The organism is Thioalkalivibrio sp. ALJ24, assembly GCF_000377785.1.
Taxonomy (GTDB): Bacteria; Pseudomonadota; Gammaproteobacteria; order Ectothiorhodospirales; family Ectothiorhodospiraceae; genus Thioalkalivibrio.
Genome location: NZ_KB898727.1, coordinates 26,046 through 45,047, shown reverse-complemented (window position 1 = coordinate 45,047; position 19,002 = coordinate 26,046). Strand labels below are relative to the sequence as shown.

The following is a 19,002-nucleotide window of genomic DNA, read 5'->3' as shown; positions in this document are numbered from 1 at the left end:
GCCAGGCCGCGCAGGCAAGGATGACATGACGGAAATCAATCGCTGGCTGCTGCCGGACGGTCTGGAAGAGGCGCTGCCGGAATCGGCGCGGCGTCTGGAGGGTCTGCGCCGGCGCGTGCTCGACCATTTCGATGTCTGGGGCTACGACCTGGTGATGCCGCCGCTGGCGGAGTACCTGGAATCGCTCCTGACCGGTGCCGGCCATGAGCTCGATCTGCAGACCTTCAAGCTGACCGACCAGCTGACCGGGCGGCTGATGGGCGTGCGTGCGGATCTGACGCCGCAGGTGGCGCGCATCGACGCCCATCGCCAGCATGTCGAGGGTGCCAACCGGCTGTGTTACGTCGGTACGACCCTGCGTGCCCGGGCCGATGAGTGGTCCGGGTCGCGCAGTCCGTTGCAGGCCGGGGCCGAGCTGTTCGGTCATGACGGGCTGGATTCCGACGTCGAGATCATCCGGCTGATGCTGGCCACCCTGGCGGTCTGCGGCGTCCGGCGGCCGAGCATGGATCTCGGGCATGTCGGGATCTTCCGCAGCCTGGCGCGGGCCGCCCGTCTCGACGACGCACAGGAACGGACGTTCTTCGATCAGCTGCAGCGCAAGAGCATTCCCGAGATCGAACAGACCCTGACCGAATGGCGGGCCGGCGGCCTGGATCCCTCGCTGGCGGACGCCCTGCGTGCCCTGCCGGATCTCAACGGTGGCCCCGAGGTGCTGGAGCAAGCGCGTTCGGTGCTGGCTCCGGCCCCGGCCGAGGTGCGTGCGGCGCTGGATCACCTGCAGGCGGTGGTCGAGGCCCTGCAGGCGCTGGGGACCGATGTCGATCTGCATCTCGATATCGCCGAGCTGCGCGGCTACGCCTATCACACCGGGCTGGTGTTCGCGGCCTTCGTTCCCGGCTCCGGTCAGGCGATCGCCCGCGGCGGGCGTTACAACGATATCGGCCGGGTGTTCGGCCGCGCGCGCGCAGCCACCGGTTTCAGTACCGACCTGCGCGAGCTGCTGCGCCACGGCGACGCGGGCGAGGCCCCGGCCGAGGCACCTCGCACCCGCGTGGTAGCGCCCGCGGGCAGCGACCCGGAGCTCGAGGCGGCGGTGCAGGCCCTGCGTGAACAGGGTCGGCGGGTCATTCGTGCCCTGCGCGGCGAGGCCGAGGACCCGGCAGCCACGGCGCGGCTGGAATACCGCAACGGACAATGGACGGTGGTGGATCTCTGATGGGACGTTTCGTAGTCGTACTGGGGAGTCAGTGGGGTGACGAGGGCAAGGGCAAGATCGTCGACCGGCTGACCGAAGATGCCGCGGCGGTGGTGCGCTTCCAGGGCGGTCACAACGCCGGTCATACGCTCGTGATCGACGGCGAGAAAACGGTCCTGCATTTGATCCCTTCCGGGATCCTGCGCGAAGGCGTGGAATGCATGATCGGCAACGGCGTGGTGCTGTCGCCGGAGGCACTGCTCAAGGAGATGGACGAGCTGGAAGGGCGCGGGGTGCCGGTCACCGAGCGCCTGCGGCTGTCGGAATCCTGCCAGCTGATCCTGCCGTATCACGTCGCCCTGGATCATGCGCGCGAAAAGGCGCGTGGCAAGGCGGCCATCGGGACCACCGGGCGCGGCATCGGGCCGGCCTACGAGGACAAGGTGGCCCGCCGCGGTCTGCGCCTGGACGACCTGTTCCACCGCGAGCGGCTGGCGGCCAAGCTGGGCGAGGTGATGGACTATCACAACTTCGCGCTGAAGCACTATTTCGGTGCGCCGACCGTGGATCACCAGCAGGTGCTGGAGGAGTGCCTGGCACATGCCGAGCGTCTCAAGCCGATGGTGACGGACGTGGCGGGGCGCCTGCACGAACTGCGCGCGGCCGACCGTGACGTGATGTTCGAAGGGGCCCAGGGCACGTTGCTGGACATCGATCACGGGACCTATCCGTTCGTGACCTCCTCCAGCACCACCGCCGGTGGTGCGTCCACCGGCTCCGGCGTGGGTCCGCGCGATCTGGATTACGTGCTGGGGATCACCAAGGCCTACACCACGCGGGTGGGGGCCGGGCCGTTCCCGACCGAACTGTTCGACAACATGGGCGAGCACCTGGCGCGCCGGGGCAACGAATTCGGTTCCACCACCGGTCGCCCGCGGCGCTGCGGCTGGTTCGACGCGGTGGCGCTGCGGCGTGCGGTGGCGGTCAACAGCATCAGCGGCCTGTGCATGACCAAGCTGGATGTGCTCGACGGGCTCGAGACGGTGCAGATCTGTACCGGCTACGACGTTGACGGGCGTCGGGTGGAGGTCCCGCCGGCCGGGGCCGAGGCCTATGATTCCTGTACGCCGATCTACGAAGAGATGCCGGGCTGGCAGGAGTCGACCGTGGGCGTGCGCGAATACGCGAAGCTGCCAGCCAATGCGCGGGCCTATCTGGAGCGCCTCTCCGAGGTGGTGGGGGTGCCGGTGGACATGATCTCTACCGGGCCCGATCGCGACGAGACCCTGGTCATGCGGGATCCGTTCCGCGGATGAAGACCGTCCGCATGTCCGGCCCCTGCAGGCCGGGCATGCGCCACCACGAGCCACAAGGGTGAGCCGTGTTCCACACACGCCAAAGCTTTACCGCATGGCAGGGCGCCACGAGGCATCATTAAAAGAGAGCATTCGGAGGCGAAGCGAAGAAAAATGGTGCCGAGGAGAGGACTTGAACCTCCACGGGGTTACCCCCACTAGCACCTGAAGCTAGCGCGTCTACCAATTCCGCCACCTCGGCACTTGAGGTCGACCCTGTAGGGGGGTCTGCGCTTCAGGAGCGCGTAATATAGGCCGCCTCCGTGGACGTGTCAAACCCCGCAGCCTGATCCCCGGGCAACTTGCGTGGCCCCTTTCTCCGCCTCATTTCTCCGGGGCCATCTTCGGGGTCAATCAAGGAACCAATCGTCGGGGAGACATGCGCCGGGAACGCATCGGAGCCATAATGGGCGGCAGACTGTCCGCGACGTACACTCCGCGGGCATCATCGCCGCCGGCCTTCAGGTGCGGCGCACAACACCAGAAGAAAGAGTTCACTGAATGCCAGGAAAACGCAGCAAGCCCGCCGTCGACCCCAACCTCGAACGCGAGGCCCAGAAGTACGACAACCCCATCCCCAGCCGCGAGTACATCCTCGACCTGCTGCAGCTGGAGGGGAATCCGCTGTCCTTCGAGGAGATCGCCGAACGCCTCGGCATCGCGGACGAAGAACGCCTGGAGGCCCTGCGCCGCCGCCTGAAGGCGATGGAGCGCGACGGTCAGGCGCTGTGCAACCGGCGCGGGGCCTACCTCCCCGTCAACCAGGAGGATCTGATCCGCGGTCGCGTGATCGGTCATCCCGACGGTTTCGGTTTCCTGGTGCCGGACGAGCAGGACGACGACCTGTTCCTTTCGCCGAAGCAGATGCGCGGGGTGTTCCACGGCGACCGCGCGGTGGCGCGCGTGATGGGCGTGGACCGGCGCGGGCGTCGCGAGGGCGGCATCGTCGAGGTGCTGGAGCGCAACACCACCCAGGTGGTCGGGCGCCTGCGCATCGAGGACGGTGTGGGCCTGCTGACCCCGGACAACAAGCGCATCACCCACGAGATCCTGGTGCCGCCGGACGGCCTGGGTGAGGCTCAGGACGATCAGATCGTGGTCGTGCACATCCGCGAGATGGCGTCGCGCAAGTCGCGTCTGCGCGGTGATGTGGTGGAGGTCCTGGGCGAGCACATGGCGCCGGGGATGGAGATCGATATCGCGATCCGTGCCCAGGGGCTGCCGTTCGAATGGCCGGAGGAGGTCACCGAAGCGGCGGACAAGCTGGGCGATTCGGTGCCGGAAAAGGCGAAGAAGGGTCGGCTCGATCTGCGCGACAAGCCGTTTGTGACCATCGACGGCAGTGATGCACGTGATTTCGACGACGCGCTGTACTGCGAGCCCGAGGGCAAGGGCTGGCGGCTGTGGGTCGCGATCGCCGACGTGTCGCACTACGTCGAGCCGGATTCCGCGCTGGACCGCGAGGCGGTCAATCGCGCGACCTCGGCGTATTTCCCCGAGCAGGTGATCCCGATGCTGCCCGAGGCGCTGTCCAACGGGCTGTGCTCGCTGAATCCGGACGTCGACCGCCTGAGCATGGTCTGCGAGATGGAGATCGGTGCGCGCGGCGCGCTGAAGAACTACCGCTTCCACGAGGGCTTGATCCGCTCGCATGCCCGGCTGATCTACGACGACGTGGCCGCGATGCTGAACGGCGACGCCGCGCTGCGCGAGCAGAACGCGCAGGTGCTGCCGCACGTGGAGGAGCTGCACCGGGTGTTCAGGGCGCTGCACGCGGCGCGCAACCGCCGCGGTGCGATCGACTTCGACTCCACCGAGACCCAGATCGTGTTCGGCGAGGACCGCAAGATCGAGCGCATCGTGCCGGTGGAGCGCACCGATGCCCACCGCCTGGTCGAGGAGTGCATGATCATGGCCAACGTGGCCGCGGCGCGCTTCCTCAAGAAGCACAAGGTCCCGACGCTTTACCGCAACCACGATCAGCCGCCCGCGGAGAAGGTCGAGGAGCTGCGCGAATTCCTCAATGGCGCGGGTCTGTCCCTGGGCGGAGGCGACGAGCCGACCCCGCGCGACTACACCGAGGTCCTCAAGGCCGCGAAGCAGCGTACCGACCAGAAACTGATCCAGACGGTCCTGCTGCGCTCGCTGTCGCAGGCGGTGTACTCGCCCGATCTGGGCGGACATTTCGGCCTGGCGCTGGATGACTACGCGCATTTCACCTCGCCGATCCGGCGTTATCCGGACCTGCTGGTCCATCGGGGCATTCGCCACGTGCTGCGCAACGGCAGCAACAAGGGCTTCCCCTATACCCATCAGCGCATGGAAGGCCTCGGCGAGCACTGCTCGATGGCCGAACGCCGCGCCGAGGACGCCACACGGGACGTCGAGGCCTGGCTGAAGGCCGAGTACATGCAGGACAAGGTCGGGGATGTGTTTACCGGCATCGTCTCGGGCGTGACCGGCTTCGGCCTGTTCGTCGAGATCCAGGGGGTCTACATCGAGGGCCTGGTGCATGTCTCCAGCCTGGACAACGACTTCTACCACTTCGACCCCAAACGCCACACGCTCACCGGCGAGCGCGCCGGTCGCGTGTTCCGTATCGGAGACGAGCTGCAGGTGCAGCTGGTGCGCGTCAGCCTGGATGACCGCAAGATCGATCTGGCGCTGGCGGGCGAGTCCGGTTCTGCCGGCTCGCCGGCCCCCTTCGAGCGTCCGGCCGGCCGCAAGGGCCGGGGCGGCAAGGGAGCGGGGGGCAAGGGAGCGGGGGGCAAGGATGCGGGCGGCGGTGCGGCCGCGAAGGACGGCGGCGGTCGCAAGCGTGGCAGTGCGCGCGACAACGCCCGGCGCAAGCGCCGTCGGCGCGCCGACCCCGAGGCCGATACCGCTGCGGCGGGCGTGAGCGAAGACGCTCCGCCCGCGGCTCCGGAGGCCGGGGACGAGGCGCCGAAGAAGAAGGGTCGTCGGCGCGGGCGCCGTCGGGGTACGGGGGTATCTGCCGATATGCCGACCAGCGGCGCCGCGGAAGACGATGCCCCGGAACCCGGCAACGAACGCCTGCCGGAGCCCGAGGCCGTACCGGACAAGGATGGCAATACCATCCAGCCCGAAGAGGCCGCCGGCGAGGACGATTCGGCGCCGAAATCGGGTCGGCGTCGGGGCCGGCGTCGCCGCCCGGCGTCATCGTCCTGAAGGGCGGTCGCGTGAACCGGCGGTCTGATGCAGGGCCGGGCGCGGTCCGGCACGTTCGCGGAGGCGAGGCGTGAGTCGTGCGGGTTCCCGGGGCCGTGGGCGCGGTGAATCCTTCGGCGGCATCCACGCGATCGCGGCGCTGCTGGAGCGCGCGCCGGAGCGCGTGCGCAGCCTGCAGATCGCGCAGGGTGAGGTGGAGACGGCGTTGCAGCGCCTGCTCGAACGGGCCGCCGCGCTGGGGCTGTCGGTGGAGCGGGTCGCGCGCGAACGGCTCGACCAGCAGCACCCCGGGTTCCAGCACCAGGGCGTGATCGCGCACTGCGCGCCGCGCGCGGTGGTGGACGAACGCGAACTGCGTGCCCGCGTGGAGGCCGGTCTCGACCTCGTGCTGGTGCTGGACGGGGTTACCGATCCGCACAACCTCGGGGCGTGCCTGCGCACGGCCGATGCGGCCGGGGCCGGGGCCCTGGTGGTGCCGCGGCACCACAGCGCCCCGCTGACCCCGGCGGCCATCAAGGTGGCCTCCGGCGCTGCGGAGACCGTTCCGGTGGTCAGCGTGGGCAACCTCGCGCGCACCCTGAGCGCGCTCAAGGAGGCCGGGATGTGGATCACGGGCCTAGACGATGCGGCGACCACCCCGTTGTACGAGGTCGATCTGCGCCCGCCCACCGCTGTCGTGATGGGCGCCGAAGGAGAAGGCATGCGCCGTCTCACACGCGAGGTCTGCGATCATCACGTCTACATCCCGATGGCCGGCACGGTCGAGAGCCTGAATGTCTCGGTCGCCACCGGCGTTGCCCTGTTCGAGGTCCGGCGTCAGCGCGGGTCAGTGGGAACCTGACGCCGCCGGCATGCGCCGCGACCCCGCCCCGGGGCGTGATCGCCTGCTTGTGGCGAGCGGTCCGTTCGTTTATCGTATAGCGCCTTTTCGTCCGGCCGGCTTGTGGCTGGACGGAGATCCTTGCCTCACCGCATCGGCGGGAGGCTGTTACCCGCAAGGAGTCGAAACAATGCGTCATTATGAAGTCGTGTTCCTGGTCCATCCCGACCAGAGCGAGCAGGTCCCCGCGATGATCGAGCGCTACAAGGGTCTGGTGGAAGGCCACAGCGGCACGGTCCACCGCCTCGAGGACTGGGGTCGCCGGCAGCTCGCCTATCCGATCCAGAAGCTGGTCAAGGCCCACTACGTGCTGATGAACATCGAGGCCGACGAGGCCGCGATGGAAGAGCTCGACAGCGCCTTCCGCTTCAACGACGCGGTGCTGCGTCACCTGTCCATCCGCATGGATCGTGCGATCACCGAAGCCTCCCCGCTGGCCAAGGGCCGCGAGGAAGAAGAAGGCAAGGGCAGCCGCCGCCGCGAGGACGCCTCTGCGGACGAGTCGGCCGAAGTCCCCGCCGAAGAGTGATCCCGAACCCCACACCCGTTTACTGAAGGAGATCGGACATGGCCCGTTTCCCGCGTCGTCGCAAGTTCTGCCGGTTCACTGCCGAAGGCATCGAGTACATCGATTACAAGGACCTGAACCTGCTGAAAAACTACATCACCGAGACCGGCAAGATCGTGCCCAGCCGCGTCACCGGTACCAGCGCCAAGTACCAGCGTCAGCTGTCCACCGCGGTCAAGCGCGCCCGTTTCCTCGCGCTGCTGCCGTACTGCGACAATCACTGATCAGGATCTGACGGGTGCTCCGGGCCGGCCGTGGTCCGGGGCGCCGTATCGGAGCTGACGGCCATGCAGATCCTGGCCGAATTCGCGATGAAGAGCCGGGGCCGCGCCGTGGGCGCGGTCGCCGGCTTTGGTATTGGCGGACTGTTCCTGCCGCCGGTTTCCATCGTCAGCAGTGCCCTGGTGGCCCTGATCGGGCTGCGTCTGGGGCTGGGGCAGGCCCTGACCGTCCTCGCGCTCGCCTCCGTCCTGCTGGGGGCCGCGCTGTGGGGCATGGCACCCGGGAATCCGGGGCCGGTGGTCCTGCTCGCAGGGGCCGTGCAGTGGCTGCCGGTGGCACTGCTGGCCGAACTGCTGCGGCGCACGGTGTCGTGGCGGGTGACCCTGAAGGCCGGGGCGCTGGTGGCCGGTGCCGGCGTGGTGCTGATGCATGCGCTGGTCCCGGATGCCGAGGCCTTCTGGGTGCGGGCCGGGATGGAACTGCTGCAGCCGCTGGTCGAGGCCGGCGAGGAACCGGCGCGCGAGGAGCTCGAGGCCATGCTGGCCAACCTCGCGCCCTATCTGGCCGGCATGCTGGCGGGCATCGTGCTGCTGAGCGTGGCGCTGGCGATGGTGATCGGGCGTTACTGGCAGGCGGCGCTGTACAACCCGGGGGCGTTCGGGCCGGAATTCCGGGCCTTGCAGCTCGGTCCGGGAGTCAGCGCCGCTACCGCGGGTCTGTTCCTACTGGGACAGCTGTTGCCGTCGCCGCTGGCGATGGAGCTGGCGTTCATCCTCGGGGTGCTGTTCTTCCTCCAGGGGATCGCCCTGATGCATGCGCTGACGCATGCCCGGGGCATGAGCGTGTTCTGGCTGGCGGGGATGTATGTATTGATGGTCCTGGCGCTGCCGCAGATGTTTCTGCTGCTGGCCACGATCGGGGTCATCGACGCCTGGCTGGATATCCGCCGGCGTCTCGGGGGCGAACCCCCGGAATCCTGAGGGAAGCGCTGAATAAAGCCGTCCTGGCTTTCTCAGCGCACGCTGCGCTGCAAACGCGGTTTGCAGCTTGCATCGGGATCAACCACCTGAGGTGGTCGATCCCGGCGGCACATCCATGTACCGCAGGGAAACGCCGATCAATCGGCGTTTCCTGAGCGTGCGCCGGGCGGTTCGCCGTCGCGGCGCACGGTGTAGAATACGGCCCGACCTCGGGTCGCTGGTTCAATCGTTGACGGGAAGACCAAGATGGAAGTCATTCTGCTGGAAAAGATCGACAACCTCGGCGGGCTGGGCGATCGCGTCCGCGTGCGCCCGGGTTTCGCACGTAACTACCTGCTTCCGCAGGGCAAGGCGGCCTTCGCCACGGCCGAGAACATCGCTGAATTCGAGGCACGTCGCGCCGAGCTGGAAAAGGCCGCGGCCGAGGCCCTGGCGGCTGCCGAGGCCCGTCGCGAGAAGCTCGACGGCATGGATCTGGAGATCCGCGCCAAGGTGGGGGCCGAAGGCAAGCTGTTCGGTTCCGTCAGCCCGGGGGATATCGCCGATGCGCTGACCGCGAAGGGCGTGGAGGTCGAGAAGAAGGAAGTGCGCATGCCGGAAGGCCCGCTGCGCGCGACCGGCGAGTTCGAGGTCGGCGTGCACCTGTACTCCGGCGTGGACGCCGAGATCCGCGTCATCGTCACTCCCGAGGAGTGAGGAACCCGATGGCGGACGGGCGGACCGCCGGGCGGGCCGCTGCCGCCGCGGGCCCGCGTGAGCGCGGCGGGACGAGGGCATGGCGATGATGGACATGCCGCGCGTCCCGCCGCACTCCGAGGAGGCCGAACAGGCCGTCCTTGGCGGTCTGATGCTCGACAACGGGGCATGGGACCGGGTTGCCGACCGCATCACCGCGGACGATTTTTACCGCCACGACCACCGTGTGCTGTTCCGTGCGGTCGGGCAGCTGGCGGAGCGCAATGCGCCGTTTGACGTGGTCACGGTGTCGGAGCAGCTGGAACGCACCGCCGAGCTGGAAGAGGCCGGCGGCATGGCGTATCTGGGCCAGCTCGCCAGCGAAACCCCCTCGGCGGCCAACATCGTGGCCTATGCCGACATCGTCCGTGAACGCTCCATCCTGCGATCCCTGATCTCGGTGGGGACCGAGATCGCCGATTCGGCCTTCACGCCGGAGGGGCGCGACTCCAAGCAACTGCTGGACGAGGCGGAGCAGAAGGTCTTCCGCATTGCCGAACTGGGTGCCCGCGGGGCCCAGGGCTTTCGCGGCATGAAACCGCTGCTGGCGGCCGCCGTCGAGCAGATCGAGTATCTCTATGAAAGCACCAGTCCGATCACCGGGATTGCCACCGGTTATCAGGACCTGGACGAGCTGACCTCCGGGCTGAACCCCTCCGACCTGATCATCGTGGCCGGACGCCCGTCGATGGGGAAGACCAGCTTCGCGATGAACATCGCCGAATACGTGGCGATGAAGAACGAGGAGCCGGTGGCGATCTTCTCCATGGAGATGCCGGGCGAACAGATCGCGATGCGCCTGCTGTCCTCGATGGGCCGGATCAACCAGCAGAAACTCCGTTCCGGACGCCTGGACGACGGCGACTGGCCGCGTCTGACCAGTGCCGTGCAGATGCTCTCCGGCGCCCCGCTGTTCGTGGACGACACCCCGGCGCTCACCCCCACCGAGCTGCGAGCCCGCGCGCGGCGTCTGATGCGCGAGCACAAGAGCCTCAAGCTGATCGTGGTCGACTACCTCCAGTTGATGCAGTACCCGGGTTCCGGCGAGAACCGGGCCCACGAGATCTCCGAGATCTCGCGCTCGCTCAAGGCCCTGGCCAAGGAGCTGGAGGTGCCGGTGATCGCGCTGTCGCAGCTCAACCGCTCGCTGGAACAGCGCCCGAACAAGCGCCCGGTGATGTCCGACCTGCGCGAATGCGTGACAGGAGATACCCGGGTCGTACTGGCGGATGGCCGCCATGTTCGGGTTCGGGAGCTGACGGGTGCGACGCCGGGCGTGGTGTCGATGGGGGCCGGTGGCCGGATGGAACAGGCTGATACGGATCTGGTCTGGTCGGTTGGGACGCGGCCCGTCGTGCGGGTGCGCCTGGCCAGTGGTCGCAGTATCCGCTGCACCCCGGACCATCGGCTGCGGGCGCTGTATGGCTGGAAGCAGGTCCGGGAGCTGGCGCCGGGCGACCGTCTGGCGGTCGCGCGCCGGATCCCTGAACCGGTCGATGTCCGGCCCTGGCCGGAGCACGAGCTGGTTCTTCTGGCCCACCTCCTGGGCGATGGCAGCTACGTCAAGGGGCAGCCGCTGCGGTACACCACGGCGAGCGAACACAACAGTGAAACCGTGGCTGCCGCAGCGAGCGCAATGGGCTCGGAGGTCACGCGATACCCGGGGCGTGGAAAGTGGCACCAGCTCGTGATCCGGGGCAACGGCAATCGCTGGCACCCGGCCGGGGTGGGCGGATGGCTGAAAGGACTCGGCATCTTCGGTCAGCGTTCACGCGAGAAACACATCCCCGAAGGGGTCTACCGGCAACCCCGACAACGGCTGGCGTTGTTCCTGCGACATCTGTGGGCGACCGACGGGAGTATCACCACTGCCAGCAGCGGACGCCATCGCATCTATTTCTCGACCGCCAGCGAACGCCTGGCGCAGGATGTCGCGGCGCTCCTGCTGCGATTCGGTATCGTGGCCCGCATACGCCACGTGGTACCCGCCAACAGCCAGGGATGGTTCACGGCAGACGTCTCCGGAGGCGAGCAGCAGCGGATCTTTCTGCGCGAGATCGGTGCCGTGGGCGAGCAGGAGGGGATCGCCCGCCGGATGCTCAACTCCCTGAAGCGTGCCGATGGCGGGACCAACACGGACACGCTGCCGCAGGAAGTCTTCGACCATGTTCGCGAACGGATGCGGCAACAGGGGGTCAGCCATCGCCACATGGCGGCGTCCCGGGACACCGCGTACGGTGGCAACGCCCATTTCGGCTTCGCTCCGTCGCGCCAGACCCTGTCGAGTTATGCCGAGATCCTCGACGATCCCTGGCTGAACGAACTGGCCTCCGACGATCTGTTCTGGGATCGCGTGGTGTCCATCGAGGAGGAGGGCGAGGAAGAGGTCTTCGACCTGACCGTCCCCGGAAATGCCTGCTGGCTGGCGGACGGCATCGTAAGCCACAACTCGGGAGCGATTGAACAGGACGCAGACATCATCGCGTTCGTCTATCGCGACGAGGTCTATAACGAGGAGTCGCCGGACAAGGGCACCGCCGAGATTATCATCGGCAAGCAGCGTAACGGGCCGATCGGCACCGTGCGGCTGACGTTCCGCGGGCAGTTCACCCGCTTCGAGAACTACGCCCCGGACGTGTACGGGGACGTCGGCCCCGAGGCCTGAGTGCGGCATGCAGCGAGCGGCCAGCATCCGGCTCGATCCCGACGCCTTGCGCCACAATCTTGCCCTGGCGCGCGGTCTGGCCCCCGGGGTTGGGATGTGGCCGGTGATCAAGGCCGAGGGCTACGGCCACGGGCTCGAATGGACCGCGCGGACCCTGGCGGAAGACGCCGATGGGCTGGCGGTGTCCGCGGTGGAAGAGGCCGAGGCCCTGCGCGGGGCCGGATACGACGGGCCGCTGCTGGTGCTGCAGGGGCCGCGGGATGCGGCGGGGGTGCGTCGCTGTGCCGAGCTGGCGCTGCAGCCGGCGCTGCATGCCCGCTTCCAGCTGGACGCACTGGCGCAGGCGGGGGTAGTGCTCCCCGAGGTCTGGGTCAAATTCAATACCGGGATGAATCGTCTGGGGTTTGTTCCGGGCGAAGCCGATCGGGTGGAACATGCGCTGCGCTCGGCCGGCCATGGCGGGCAGGGCCTGCACTGGATGACCCACATGGCCTGCGCCGACGATCCGGCGGACGACCACAATGCGGCGCAGCTCGCGGCCTTCCGCTCGATCGTCGCGGGGCGCGACGGGGCGCGTTCGGTGGCCAACTCGGCGGCGCTTTTTGCCGGCTGGGGGCGCGGGGACGGGCACGGCGCGGACGAGGCCTTCCGCGCCCGGCCTGGCATCATGCTCTACGGCTGTCACCCGGCCTCGGTACCGGCCGACACGCCGCCGGAGGGGCCGGATGCCGACCTGCGCCCGGTGATGACCGTGCAGGCCCCGGTCATCGGGATCCAGCATCCCGCGCCCGGCGACGGGGTCGGCTACGGCGCTACCTGGACCGCGCATGGCGGGGAGCGCATCGGCATCGTGGCCATGGGCTATGCGGACGGTTACCCGCGCCACGCCCCCACCGGCACGCCGGTGCGGGTACGCGGTCAGCTCTGCCCGCTGGTCGGGCGGGTGTCGATGGACATGCTCGCGGTGGATCTCTCCGGGGTGCCCGAGGCCGGGGTGGGGGACCTCGCGACCCTGTGGGGCGAGGGGCTGCCGGTGGAACGTGTGGCGCGTGCCGCCGGCACCATCGGCTACGAGCTGCTCACCCGGGTGGCGGGGCGCCTGCGCCCGGCGTAGCGAGTGCCGGCGGGCATCCGTAAACTGGCCCGTTCACGCGAGCCAGGAAGCCCCAATGCACGAGTTCGACCCCGCCGACTACGATCCCGCCACCGTCGCCATTCGCCACGGTTACCACCGGACCCCGGAACAGGAACACTCCGAGGCGATCTTCCCGACCTCCAGCTTCGTGTTCGGCAGTGCCGCGGAGGCCGCCGCGCGGTTTGGCGGGGAGTCGCCCGGCAACATCTACTCGCGCTTCACCAACCCCACGGTGCGTACCTTCCAGGAGCGGCTCGCGGCGCTGGAGGGAGGCGAGGCCTGCGTGGCCACCGCCTCCGGGATGTCGGCGATCCTCGCGACCATGATGGGGCTGCTGAAGGCCGGCGATCACGTGGTCTGCTCGCGCTCGGTGTTCGGTACCACCACGGTGCTGTTCAACAACTACCTCGCACGTTTCGGCGTCGAGGTGACCTACGTCGAGCTGTCGAACCTCGAGGCCTGGGAGGCCGCGACCCAGCCGAACACCCGGCTGTACTTCTGCGAGACGCCGTCCAACCCGCTGGGCGAGGTGGTGGACATCGCCGCGCTCGCCGAGGCCGCGCATCGCCATGACGCGCTGCTGGCGGTGGACAACTGCTTCTGCACGCCGATCCTGCAGCGTCCGCTGGATCTGGGTGCCGACATCATCATCCACTCGGCGACCAAGTTCCTCGACGGCCAGGGCCGCTGCCTGGGCGGCGCGGTCGTCGGTGATGCCGAGCGTGTGGGCAAGGATGTCTACGGCTTCCTGCGCACCGCCGGCCCGACCCTGTCGCCGTTCAACGCCTGGGTGTTTCTGAAGGGGCTGGAGACCCTGGCCCTGCGCATGCGTGCCCACAGCGACAACGCGCAGGCCCTGGCGCAGTGGCTTCAGGCCCACCCGAAGGTCACCGCGGTGCATTACCCGGGGCTCGAATCCCACCCGCAGCATGCGATCGCGAAGCGCCAGCAAAGCGGCTTCGGCGGCGTGCTGAGCTTCGAGGTTGCCGGCGGGCGCGAAGCGGCCTGGTCGGTGATCGACGCAACGAGGTTCCTGTCGATCACCGCGAACCTGGGCGATACCAGGACCACCATCACCCACCCGGCCACCACCACCCACGGCCGCGTGGATCCGGACAAGCGCGAGGCCCAGGGCATCACCGAGGCCCTGGTACGGGTCGCGGTCGGGCTGGAGTCGGTCGCCGACATCCAGCGCGACCTGGCCCGTGGGCTCGACGCTCTCTGACCCCATTCATCTCGCCCCGGGGTATGGCGGCGAGCTCGATTCTGGCTCTGGCTGCTCGTTGTCGCCGTGGGGTAGCCGGTATGGCGGGTGGTCAGCCGGTTGGCAACTCGCCCGCCGGGGGACTACAACACCGGGAGGAGTGCGGCCGGGGCATCCGGTTCGATGAACGCGGTGCAGTGACCACTCAGGAGCGACCCGATGGTGCAGGAGTCCCCGCAGTGGCGTGAGGCAGTGGTGATCGTCCCCGGCATGGGGTCGGACCACTGCGCGGGGATCGTCCGCGCGGCACTGGAGAAGACCCCGGGCGTGGCCTCGGTGGAGACCAATATTGCCCGCCACCGGGTGACCGTGGGATACGACCCCGAGCAGGTGGCCCCGCAGGGGTTGCGGGCCGCCGTGGAGGGGGCCGGCTACGACGTCGCCCAGGTCGAGGGCGAAACGGGCGCCGACGGAACGGTGCGTCTGGTGGTGCCCGGCATGGGGTCGGATCACTGCGCGGGGATCGTGCGCGGTGCGATCGAGAAGCTGGACGGGATCCAGGCGGTGCGCACCAACATCGGCGATCACCGTGTGACCGTGGAACCCGGTCCCGGAGGCCCCGACGCCGAGGCGCTGCGCGCCGCGGTCGAGGGGGCCGGCTATGACGTGGCGGCGGTGGAGACCGAGGAGGCCGGCAGCGAGGCGGACGACGCCGAGATTGACGCGGCCTATCTGAAGCAGGCCTGGCGCCGGCTGTGGATCGCGATGATCCCGACCATCGCGATCATGGCGCTGATGATGCCGCACATGTTCTGGCAGGAGATCCCCGGTTACCTGCTGATCATCGCCGTGCTGGCCTTCCCGGTGGTGTTCCTGGCCGGGGGCGCGGCCACCCACCGTTCGTCCTGGCGGGCACTGAAAAGCGGAAGCCTGAACATGGACGTGCTGATCTCCATGGGCTCGCTGCCGCCCTACCTGCTGGGGCTGATCGGCTTCGTCTACCCGATGACCTCGTTCATCGAGATGGCCGCGACCATCATGGCCTTCCACATGCTCGGGCGATACCTGGAGTACCGCGCCAAGGGCGAGGCCTCGTCGGCGATCCGCAAGCTGCTGGATCTGGGCGCGAAGACGGCCCGGGTCGAGCGCGATGGCGAGGAGATCGAGGTGCCGGTGAAATCGCTGCAGGTGGGCGAGGTGATGATCGTGCGCCCGGGCGAGAAGATCCCCACCGATGGCGAGGTGGTCGCCGGCGAGAGCACGGTGGACGAATCCATTGCCACCGGCGAGTCGGTGCCGGTGGACAAGGGCGAGGGCGATAGCGTGCTCGGCGCGACCCTGAACCAGCAGGGGCGGCTGAAGGTGCGCGCGACCCGCGTGGGGGCCGACACCTTCCTGTCGCAGGTGATCCGTCTGGTGAACGAGGCGCAGGGCTCGCGGGTGCCGGTGCAGGAGCTGGCGGACCGCATCACCGCGCGTTTCGTGCCGGCGGTGCTGGTGATCGCGCTGGCGGCGTTCGCGGCCTGGCTGGCGTTCTCCGGGGCGCTGCAGCCGATCCTGATCTGGGGCGAGGGCTTCCTGCCTTGGGTGGACTCGGAACGGCCGCCGATCGTGCTGGCTATTCTCGCGGCCATTGCCGTGCTGGTGATCGCCTGCCCCTGCGCGCTGGGGCTGGCCACGCCCACCGCCCTGATGGTCGGCTCCGGCATGGGGGCCGAGCGGGGGGTGCTGATCCGCTCGGGCTCCGCGATCCAGACGCTGAAGGACATCCGCGTAATCGTGCTCGACAAGACCGGGACCCTCACCCGCGGGCAGCCGGCGCTGACCGACGTGATCGCGGCCGAGGGCTTCGATGACGCTCGCGTGCTGGGTGCGGCCGCGGCCGTGGAGGCCGGCTCCGCGCACCCGCTGGCCGAAGCCATCGTGCAGGGCGCCCGCGACCGTGAACTGGAGATTGCCGCGGTCGACCGGTTCCAGTCGCACACCGCGCGCGGGGTGGAGGCCCGTCTCGACGGGGAACGGATCCTGGTCGGCAGCCAGCGGCTGCTGGAGGAGCAGGGCCTGGATCCGTCCGGCCTGCTGGAATCGCTGCGGCAGCTCGAGGATGCCGGCAAGACCGCGACGCTGGTGGCCATCGGCGATCGACCGGCCGGCATCGTCGCGGTCGCCGACACCCTCAAGGAGGAGTCGCGGGCCGCCGTCGAACAGCTGCATGCCCTCGGCATCCGCTGCGTGATGGTCACCGGCGACAACCAGCGCACCGCCAACGCGGTGGCCGCACAGGTCGGGATCGACGAGGTCCGCGCCGGCGTGCTGCCGGAGGGCAAGGTCGAGGCGATCCGCGAACTGCAGGCCGAGTACGGCGACCACGTCGCGATGGTGGGCGACGGCATCAACGACGCCCCGGCGCTGCAGCAGGCGAACGTCGGCATCGCGATCGGGGCCGGCGCGGACGTGGCCATCGAGGCCGCCGACGTCACCCTGGTGCGCGGCGAGCTGACCAGGGTCGTGGAGGCCGTACGGCTCTCGCGCCTGACCTTCCGCAAGATCGTGCAGAACCTGTTCTGGGCCTGGGGCTACAACTCCGCCGCGATCCCCATCGCCGCGGTCGGCCTGCTGCACCCGATGATCGGCGTGATCGCCATGACCGCCAGCTCGCTGTCGGTCATCGGCAACTCCATCCTGCTGCGCCGCAGCATGCCGACCGACGAGCGCTGACGGGGTATCCTGTGCGGCATGTCCGAGACGAATCCGAGCCCTGAATCCGCGCCCGAACCGGGCGGTGTCTTTCGCGCGGCCGAGGCCGCGTTACGCGAGCGGGACCCGGAGACCAAGTGCGAGCGGGCGCTGGAGCTCATGCGCGGTTGGTGGGCGGGCGAGCTGGAGGCCGGGAGTGCCCCGGCACCGGAACGCATGGAGGTGCCGGGGCGGCCCGAACACCCCGTGCTGGTGCACCCGAAGGATCTGCCGCGGCGCGGGCTGCACACCACGGCCGGGCGGGTGGCGCTGGTGCACGCGGTCGCGCATATCGAGTTCAACGCGATCAATCTGGCCCTGGATGCCGTGTATCGCTTTCGCGACATGCCGGCGCCGTTCGTCAGCGACTGGCTGCAGGTGGCGGCCGAGGAGGCGCGCCATTTCCGGCTGTTGCGTGCGCGGCTCCACGAGCTGGGGGCGGATTACGGCGACCTGCCTGCTCACAACGGGCTGTGGGAGGCGGCGCTTTTGACCGATCACGACGTGATGGTGCGCATGGCGCTGGTGCCGCGCGTGCTGGAGGCGCGCGGGCTGGACGTCACCCCCGGCATGATCGAGCGCCTGACGGCGGCGGGCGATCACGCGACCGTGGCGCTGCTGGAGATCATCCAGCGCGAGGAGGTCGCCCACGTGGCGATCGGCACGCGCTGGTTCCGCGAGCTGGCCCATGCACGCGGGCTCGATCCCGAGCCGCTGTTCCTGGAGCTGCTGGCCGAACATATGCCGGGGCGGGTCCGGCCGCCGTTCGCGCATGAGGCCCGCCTGGCGGCAGGGTTCACCGAGTCGGAGATGGGGGCGCTGGAGGCGCAGGTACGGGACTGAATCCCGCAGGCGGCTTCAGGCGTGGAGCAGGCGTGCGGGGTAAGGGGTTTCGTCCAGCTGGCGCAGTACCGGGCCCTGCGGGCCGACTTCGAGGAAGCCGGGGTGCTCGTCCCAGGCCGGCAACACGCAGCGCTGACGGGGCTGTCCGCCAACCTCCAGATCGTGGATCGCGGGCCGGTGGGTGTGCCCGTGGATCATCAGCGGGATATCGGCCTCGCGGAAGGTATCCGCCACGGCGGCGGGATTCACGTCCATGATGGCATCGGCCTTCGTCTGTCCGTTCTCGCGGCTGGCCTCGCGCATGGATTCGGCGCGCGCGATGCGCTCCTCCAGTGGCAGGGCGAGGAAGTCCCGTTGCCAAGCCTCGCTGCGCACCATCTGGCGAAAGGCCAGGTGTTCGGTATCGTCGGTGCACAGGGAGTCGCCATGCATCAGCAGGGCCGGGCCGCAGGGCAGGGCGGCATGCAGTGGTTCCGGGGCGAGGGTCATGCCGGCGCGTGCGGCGTACTCCGGGCCCACGAGGAAGTCGCGGTTGCCATGGATGAACACGACCGGCGCCTCCAGCGCGGAGAGCGCCGCGGCCAGTTGCTCTGCCGCCGGGTGCGGAGCGTCGTCCCCCACCCAGTATTCGAACAGGTCGCCGAGGACGTAGAGCACCGAGGCGGCCCGCGCCGGGCCGTCGAGGAAGCCGAGGACGGCATCCAGCGTCGGCCCGGGTTCGCGCTCCAGGTGCAGGTCGGAGATGACCAGGGCGGGCGCGGCCTCACTCACGGGGGATCAGTCGGCGCGGCGGGCGCTTTCCAGGACCACGGGTTCCTTCGGCACGTCCTGATGCATGCCGGAACGGCCGGTGGGCACGCCCTCGATGGCGCGCACGACGTCCATGCCCTCGACCACTTCGCCGAACACCGTGTAACCCCAGCCCTGCGGGTTGGGTGCGGTGTGGTTGAGGAAGTCGTTGTCGTTCACGTTGATGAAGAACTGCGCGGTGGCCGAGTGCGGATCCTGGGTGCGGGCCATGGAGACCGCGCCGACCTTGTTCTTCAGGCCGTTGTCCGCCTCGTTGCGGATCGGGTCGCGCGTGGGCTTCTGGCGCATGTCCTTGTCCATGCCGCCGCCCTGGACCATGAAGCCGGGGATCACGCGGTGGAACAGCGTGCCGTCGTAGAAGCCGTCGTCGACGTACTGCAGGAAGTTGGCAACGGTCTCCGGCGCCGCTTCGGCGTCGAGTTGCAGGACGATGCGGCCGTGCGTGGTTTCAAGCGCGACCTTGGGGCTGGATTCGGCCATGA

The 19,002-nt window shown here is 69.0% G+C and carries 15 protein-coding genes and 1 tRNA gene; 13 read left to right on the top strand and 3 right to left on the bottom strand.

What is annotated here, in order from left to right:
* Positions 1-25 precede the first annotated feature (25 nt).
* Together D571_RS0106125 and D571_RS0106120 are read left to right on the top strand one after the other, a co-directional pair.
* Positions 26-1,219, top strand: a complete 1,194-nt coding sequence (locus D571_RS0106125) for an ATP phosphoribosyltransferase regulatory subunit (RefSeq protein ID WP_018935793.1) — start codon at positions 26-28, stop codon at positions 1,217-1,219.
* Entirely contained in the window at positions 1,219-2,514 is a 1,296-nt protein-coding gene (locus tag D571_RS0106120) for an adenylosuccinate synthase (RefSeq protein WP_018935792.1), read from the top strand. Before D571_RS0106125 ends, D571_RS0106120 begins: the two co-directional genes overlap by 1 nt.
* Positions 2,515-2,668: 154 nt before the next feature.
* On the opposite strand, the gene D571_RS0106115 is transcribed toward D571_RS0106120, so the two are convergent.
* Positions 2,669-2,755, bottom strand: a tRNA-Leu gene (locus D571_RS0106115).
* 299 nt (positions 2,756-3,054) lie between these two features.
* On the opposite strand from D571_RS0106115, the gene rnr reads away from it, so the two are divergent.
* The 11 genes from rnr (at position 3,055) to D571_RS0106060 (ending at position 17,710) form a co-directional block, all read left to right on the top strand.
* Positions 3,055-5,742 carry a ribonuclease R gene (gene rnr / locus D571_RS0106110; protein WP_018935791.1) on the top strand — a complete coding sequence of 896 codons (2,688 nt, stop codon included), beginning with the start codon at positions 3,055-3,057 and terminating at the stop codon, positions 5,740-5,742.
* Positions 5,743-5,812: 70 nt separating this feature from the next.
* Entirely contained in the window at positions 5,813-6,583 is a 771-nt protein-coding gene (gene rlmB, locus D571_RS0106105; RefSeq protein ID WP_018935790.1) for a 23S rRNA (guanosine(2251)-2'-O)-methyltransferase RlmB, read from the top strand.
* Between the two features lie 169 nt (positions 6,584-6,752).
* On the top strand, positions 6,753-7,151 hold the full coding sequence (gene rpsF, locus D571_RS0106100) for a 30S ribosomal protein S6 (RefSeq protein ID WP_018935789.1): 399 nt from the start codon (positions 6,753-6,755) through the stop codon (positions 7,149-7,151).
* Between the two features lie 38 nt (positions 7,152-7,189).
* A complete protein-coding gene (rpsR, locus tag D571_RS0106095; RefSeq protein WP_018935788.1) occupies positions 7,190-7,414 on the top strand; it encodes a 30S ribosomal protein S18 in 225 nt (74 codons plus the stop codon).
* 63 nt (positions 7,415-7,477) lie between these two features.
* Complete coding sequence (locus D571_RS0106090; protein ID WP_026287630.1) at positions 7,478-8,392, top strand: hypothetical protein; 915 nt, start codon at positions 7,478-7,480, stop codon at positions 8,390-8,392.
* Positions 8,393-8,638: 246 nt separating this feature from the next.
* Positions 8,639-9,088, top strand: a complete 450-nt coding sequence (gene rplI / locus D571_RS0106085) for a 50S ribosomal protein L9 (protein WP_018935786.1) — start codon at positions 8,639-8,641, stop codon at positions 9,086-9,088.
* Between the two features lie 79 nt (positions 9,089-9,167).
* Positions 9,168-11,792, top strand: a complete 2,625-nt coding sequence (locus tag D571_RS0106080; protein ID WP_018935785.1) for a replicative DNA helicase — start codon at positions 9,168-9,170, stop codon at positions 11,790-11,792.
* 7 nt (positions 11,793-11,799) lie between these two features.
* Positions 11,800-12,906: an alanine racemase gene (alr, locus tag D571_RS0106075; RefSeq protein ID WP_018935784.1), complete on the top strand. Its 1,107-nt coding sequence runs from the start codon at positions 11,800-11,802 to the stop codon at positions 12,904-12,906.
* Between the two features lie 55 nt (positions 12,907-12,961).
* The gene (locus D571_RS0106070; protein WP_018935783.1) at positions 12,962-14,152 is read left to right on the top strand and encodes an O-succinylhomoserine sulfhydrylase; all 1,191 of its coding nucleotides are present in this window, start codon (positions 12,962-12,964) and stop codon (positions 14,150-14,152) included.
* Positions 14,153-14,350: 198 nt separating this feature from the next.
* Positions 14,351-16,849, top strand: coding sequence for a heavy metal translocating P-type ATPase (locus tag D571_RS0106065; protein ID WP_018935782.1), 2,499 nt, complete (start codon positions 14,351-14,353; stop codon positions 16,847-16,849).
* A gap of 18 nt (positions 16,850-16,867) precedes the next feature.
* Positions 16,868-17,710 (top strand): ferritin-like domain-containing protein, encoded by an 843-nt coding sequence (locus D571_RS0106060; protein WP_018935781.1) that lies wholly within the window; start codon positions 16,868-16,870, stop codon positions 17,708-17,710.
* Positions 17,711-17,725: 15 nt separating this feature from the next.
* On the opposite strand, the gene D571_RS0106055 is transcribed toward D571_RS0106060, so the two are convergent.
* Together D571_RS0106055 and D571_RS0106050 are read right to left on the bottom strand one after the other, a co-directional pair.
* Positions 17,726-18,481, bottom strand: a complete 756-nt coding sequence (locus D571_RS0106055) for a UDP-2,3-diacylglucosamine diphosphatase (RefSeq protein ID WP_018935780.1) — start codon at positions 18,479-18,481, stop codon at positions 17,726-17,728.
* Positions 18,482-18,487: 6 nt separating this feature from the next.
* A complete protein-coding gene (locus D571_RS0106050) occupies positions 18,488-19,000 on the bottom strand; it encodes a peptidylprolyl isomerase (RefSeq protein ID WP_018935779.1) in 513 nt (170 codons plus the stop codon).
* Between the last annotated feature and the right edge of the window lie 2 nt (positions 19,001-19,002).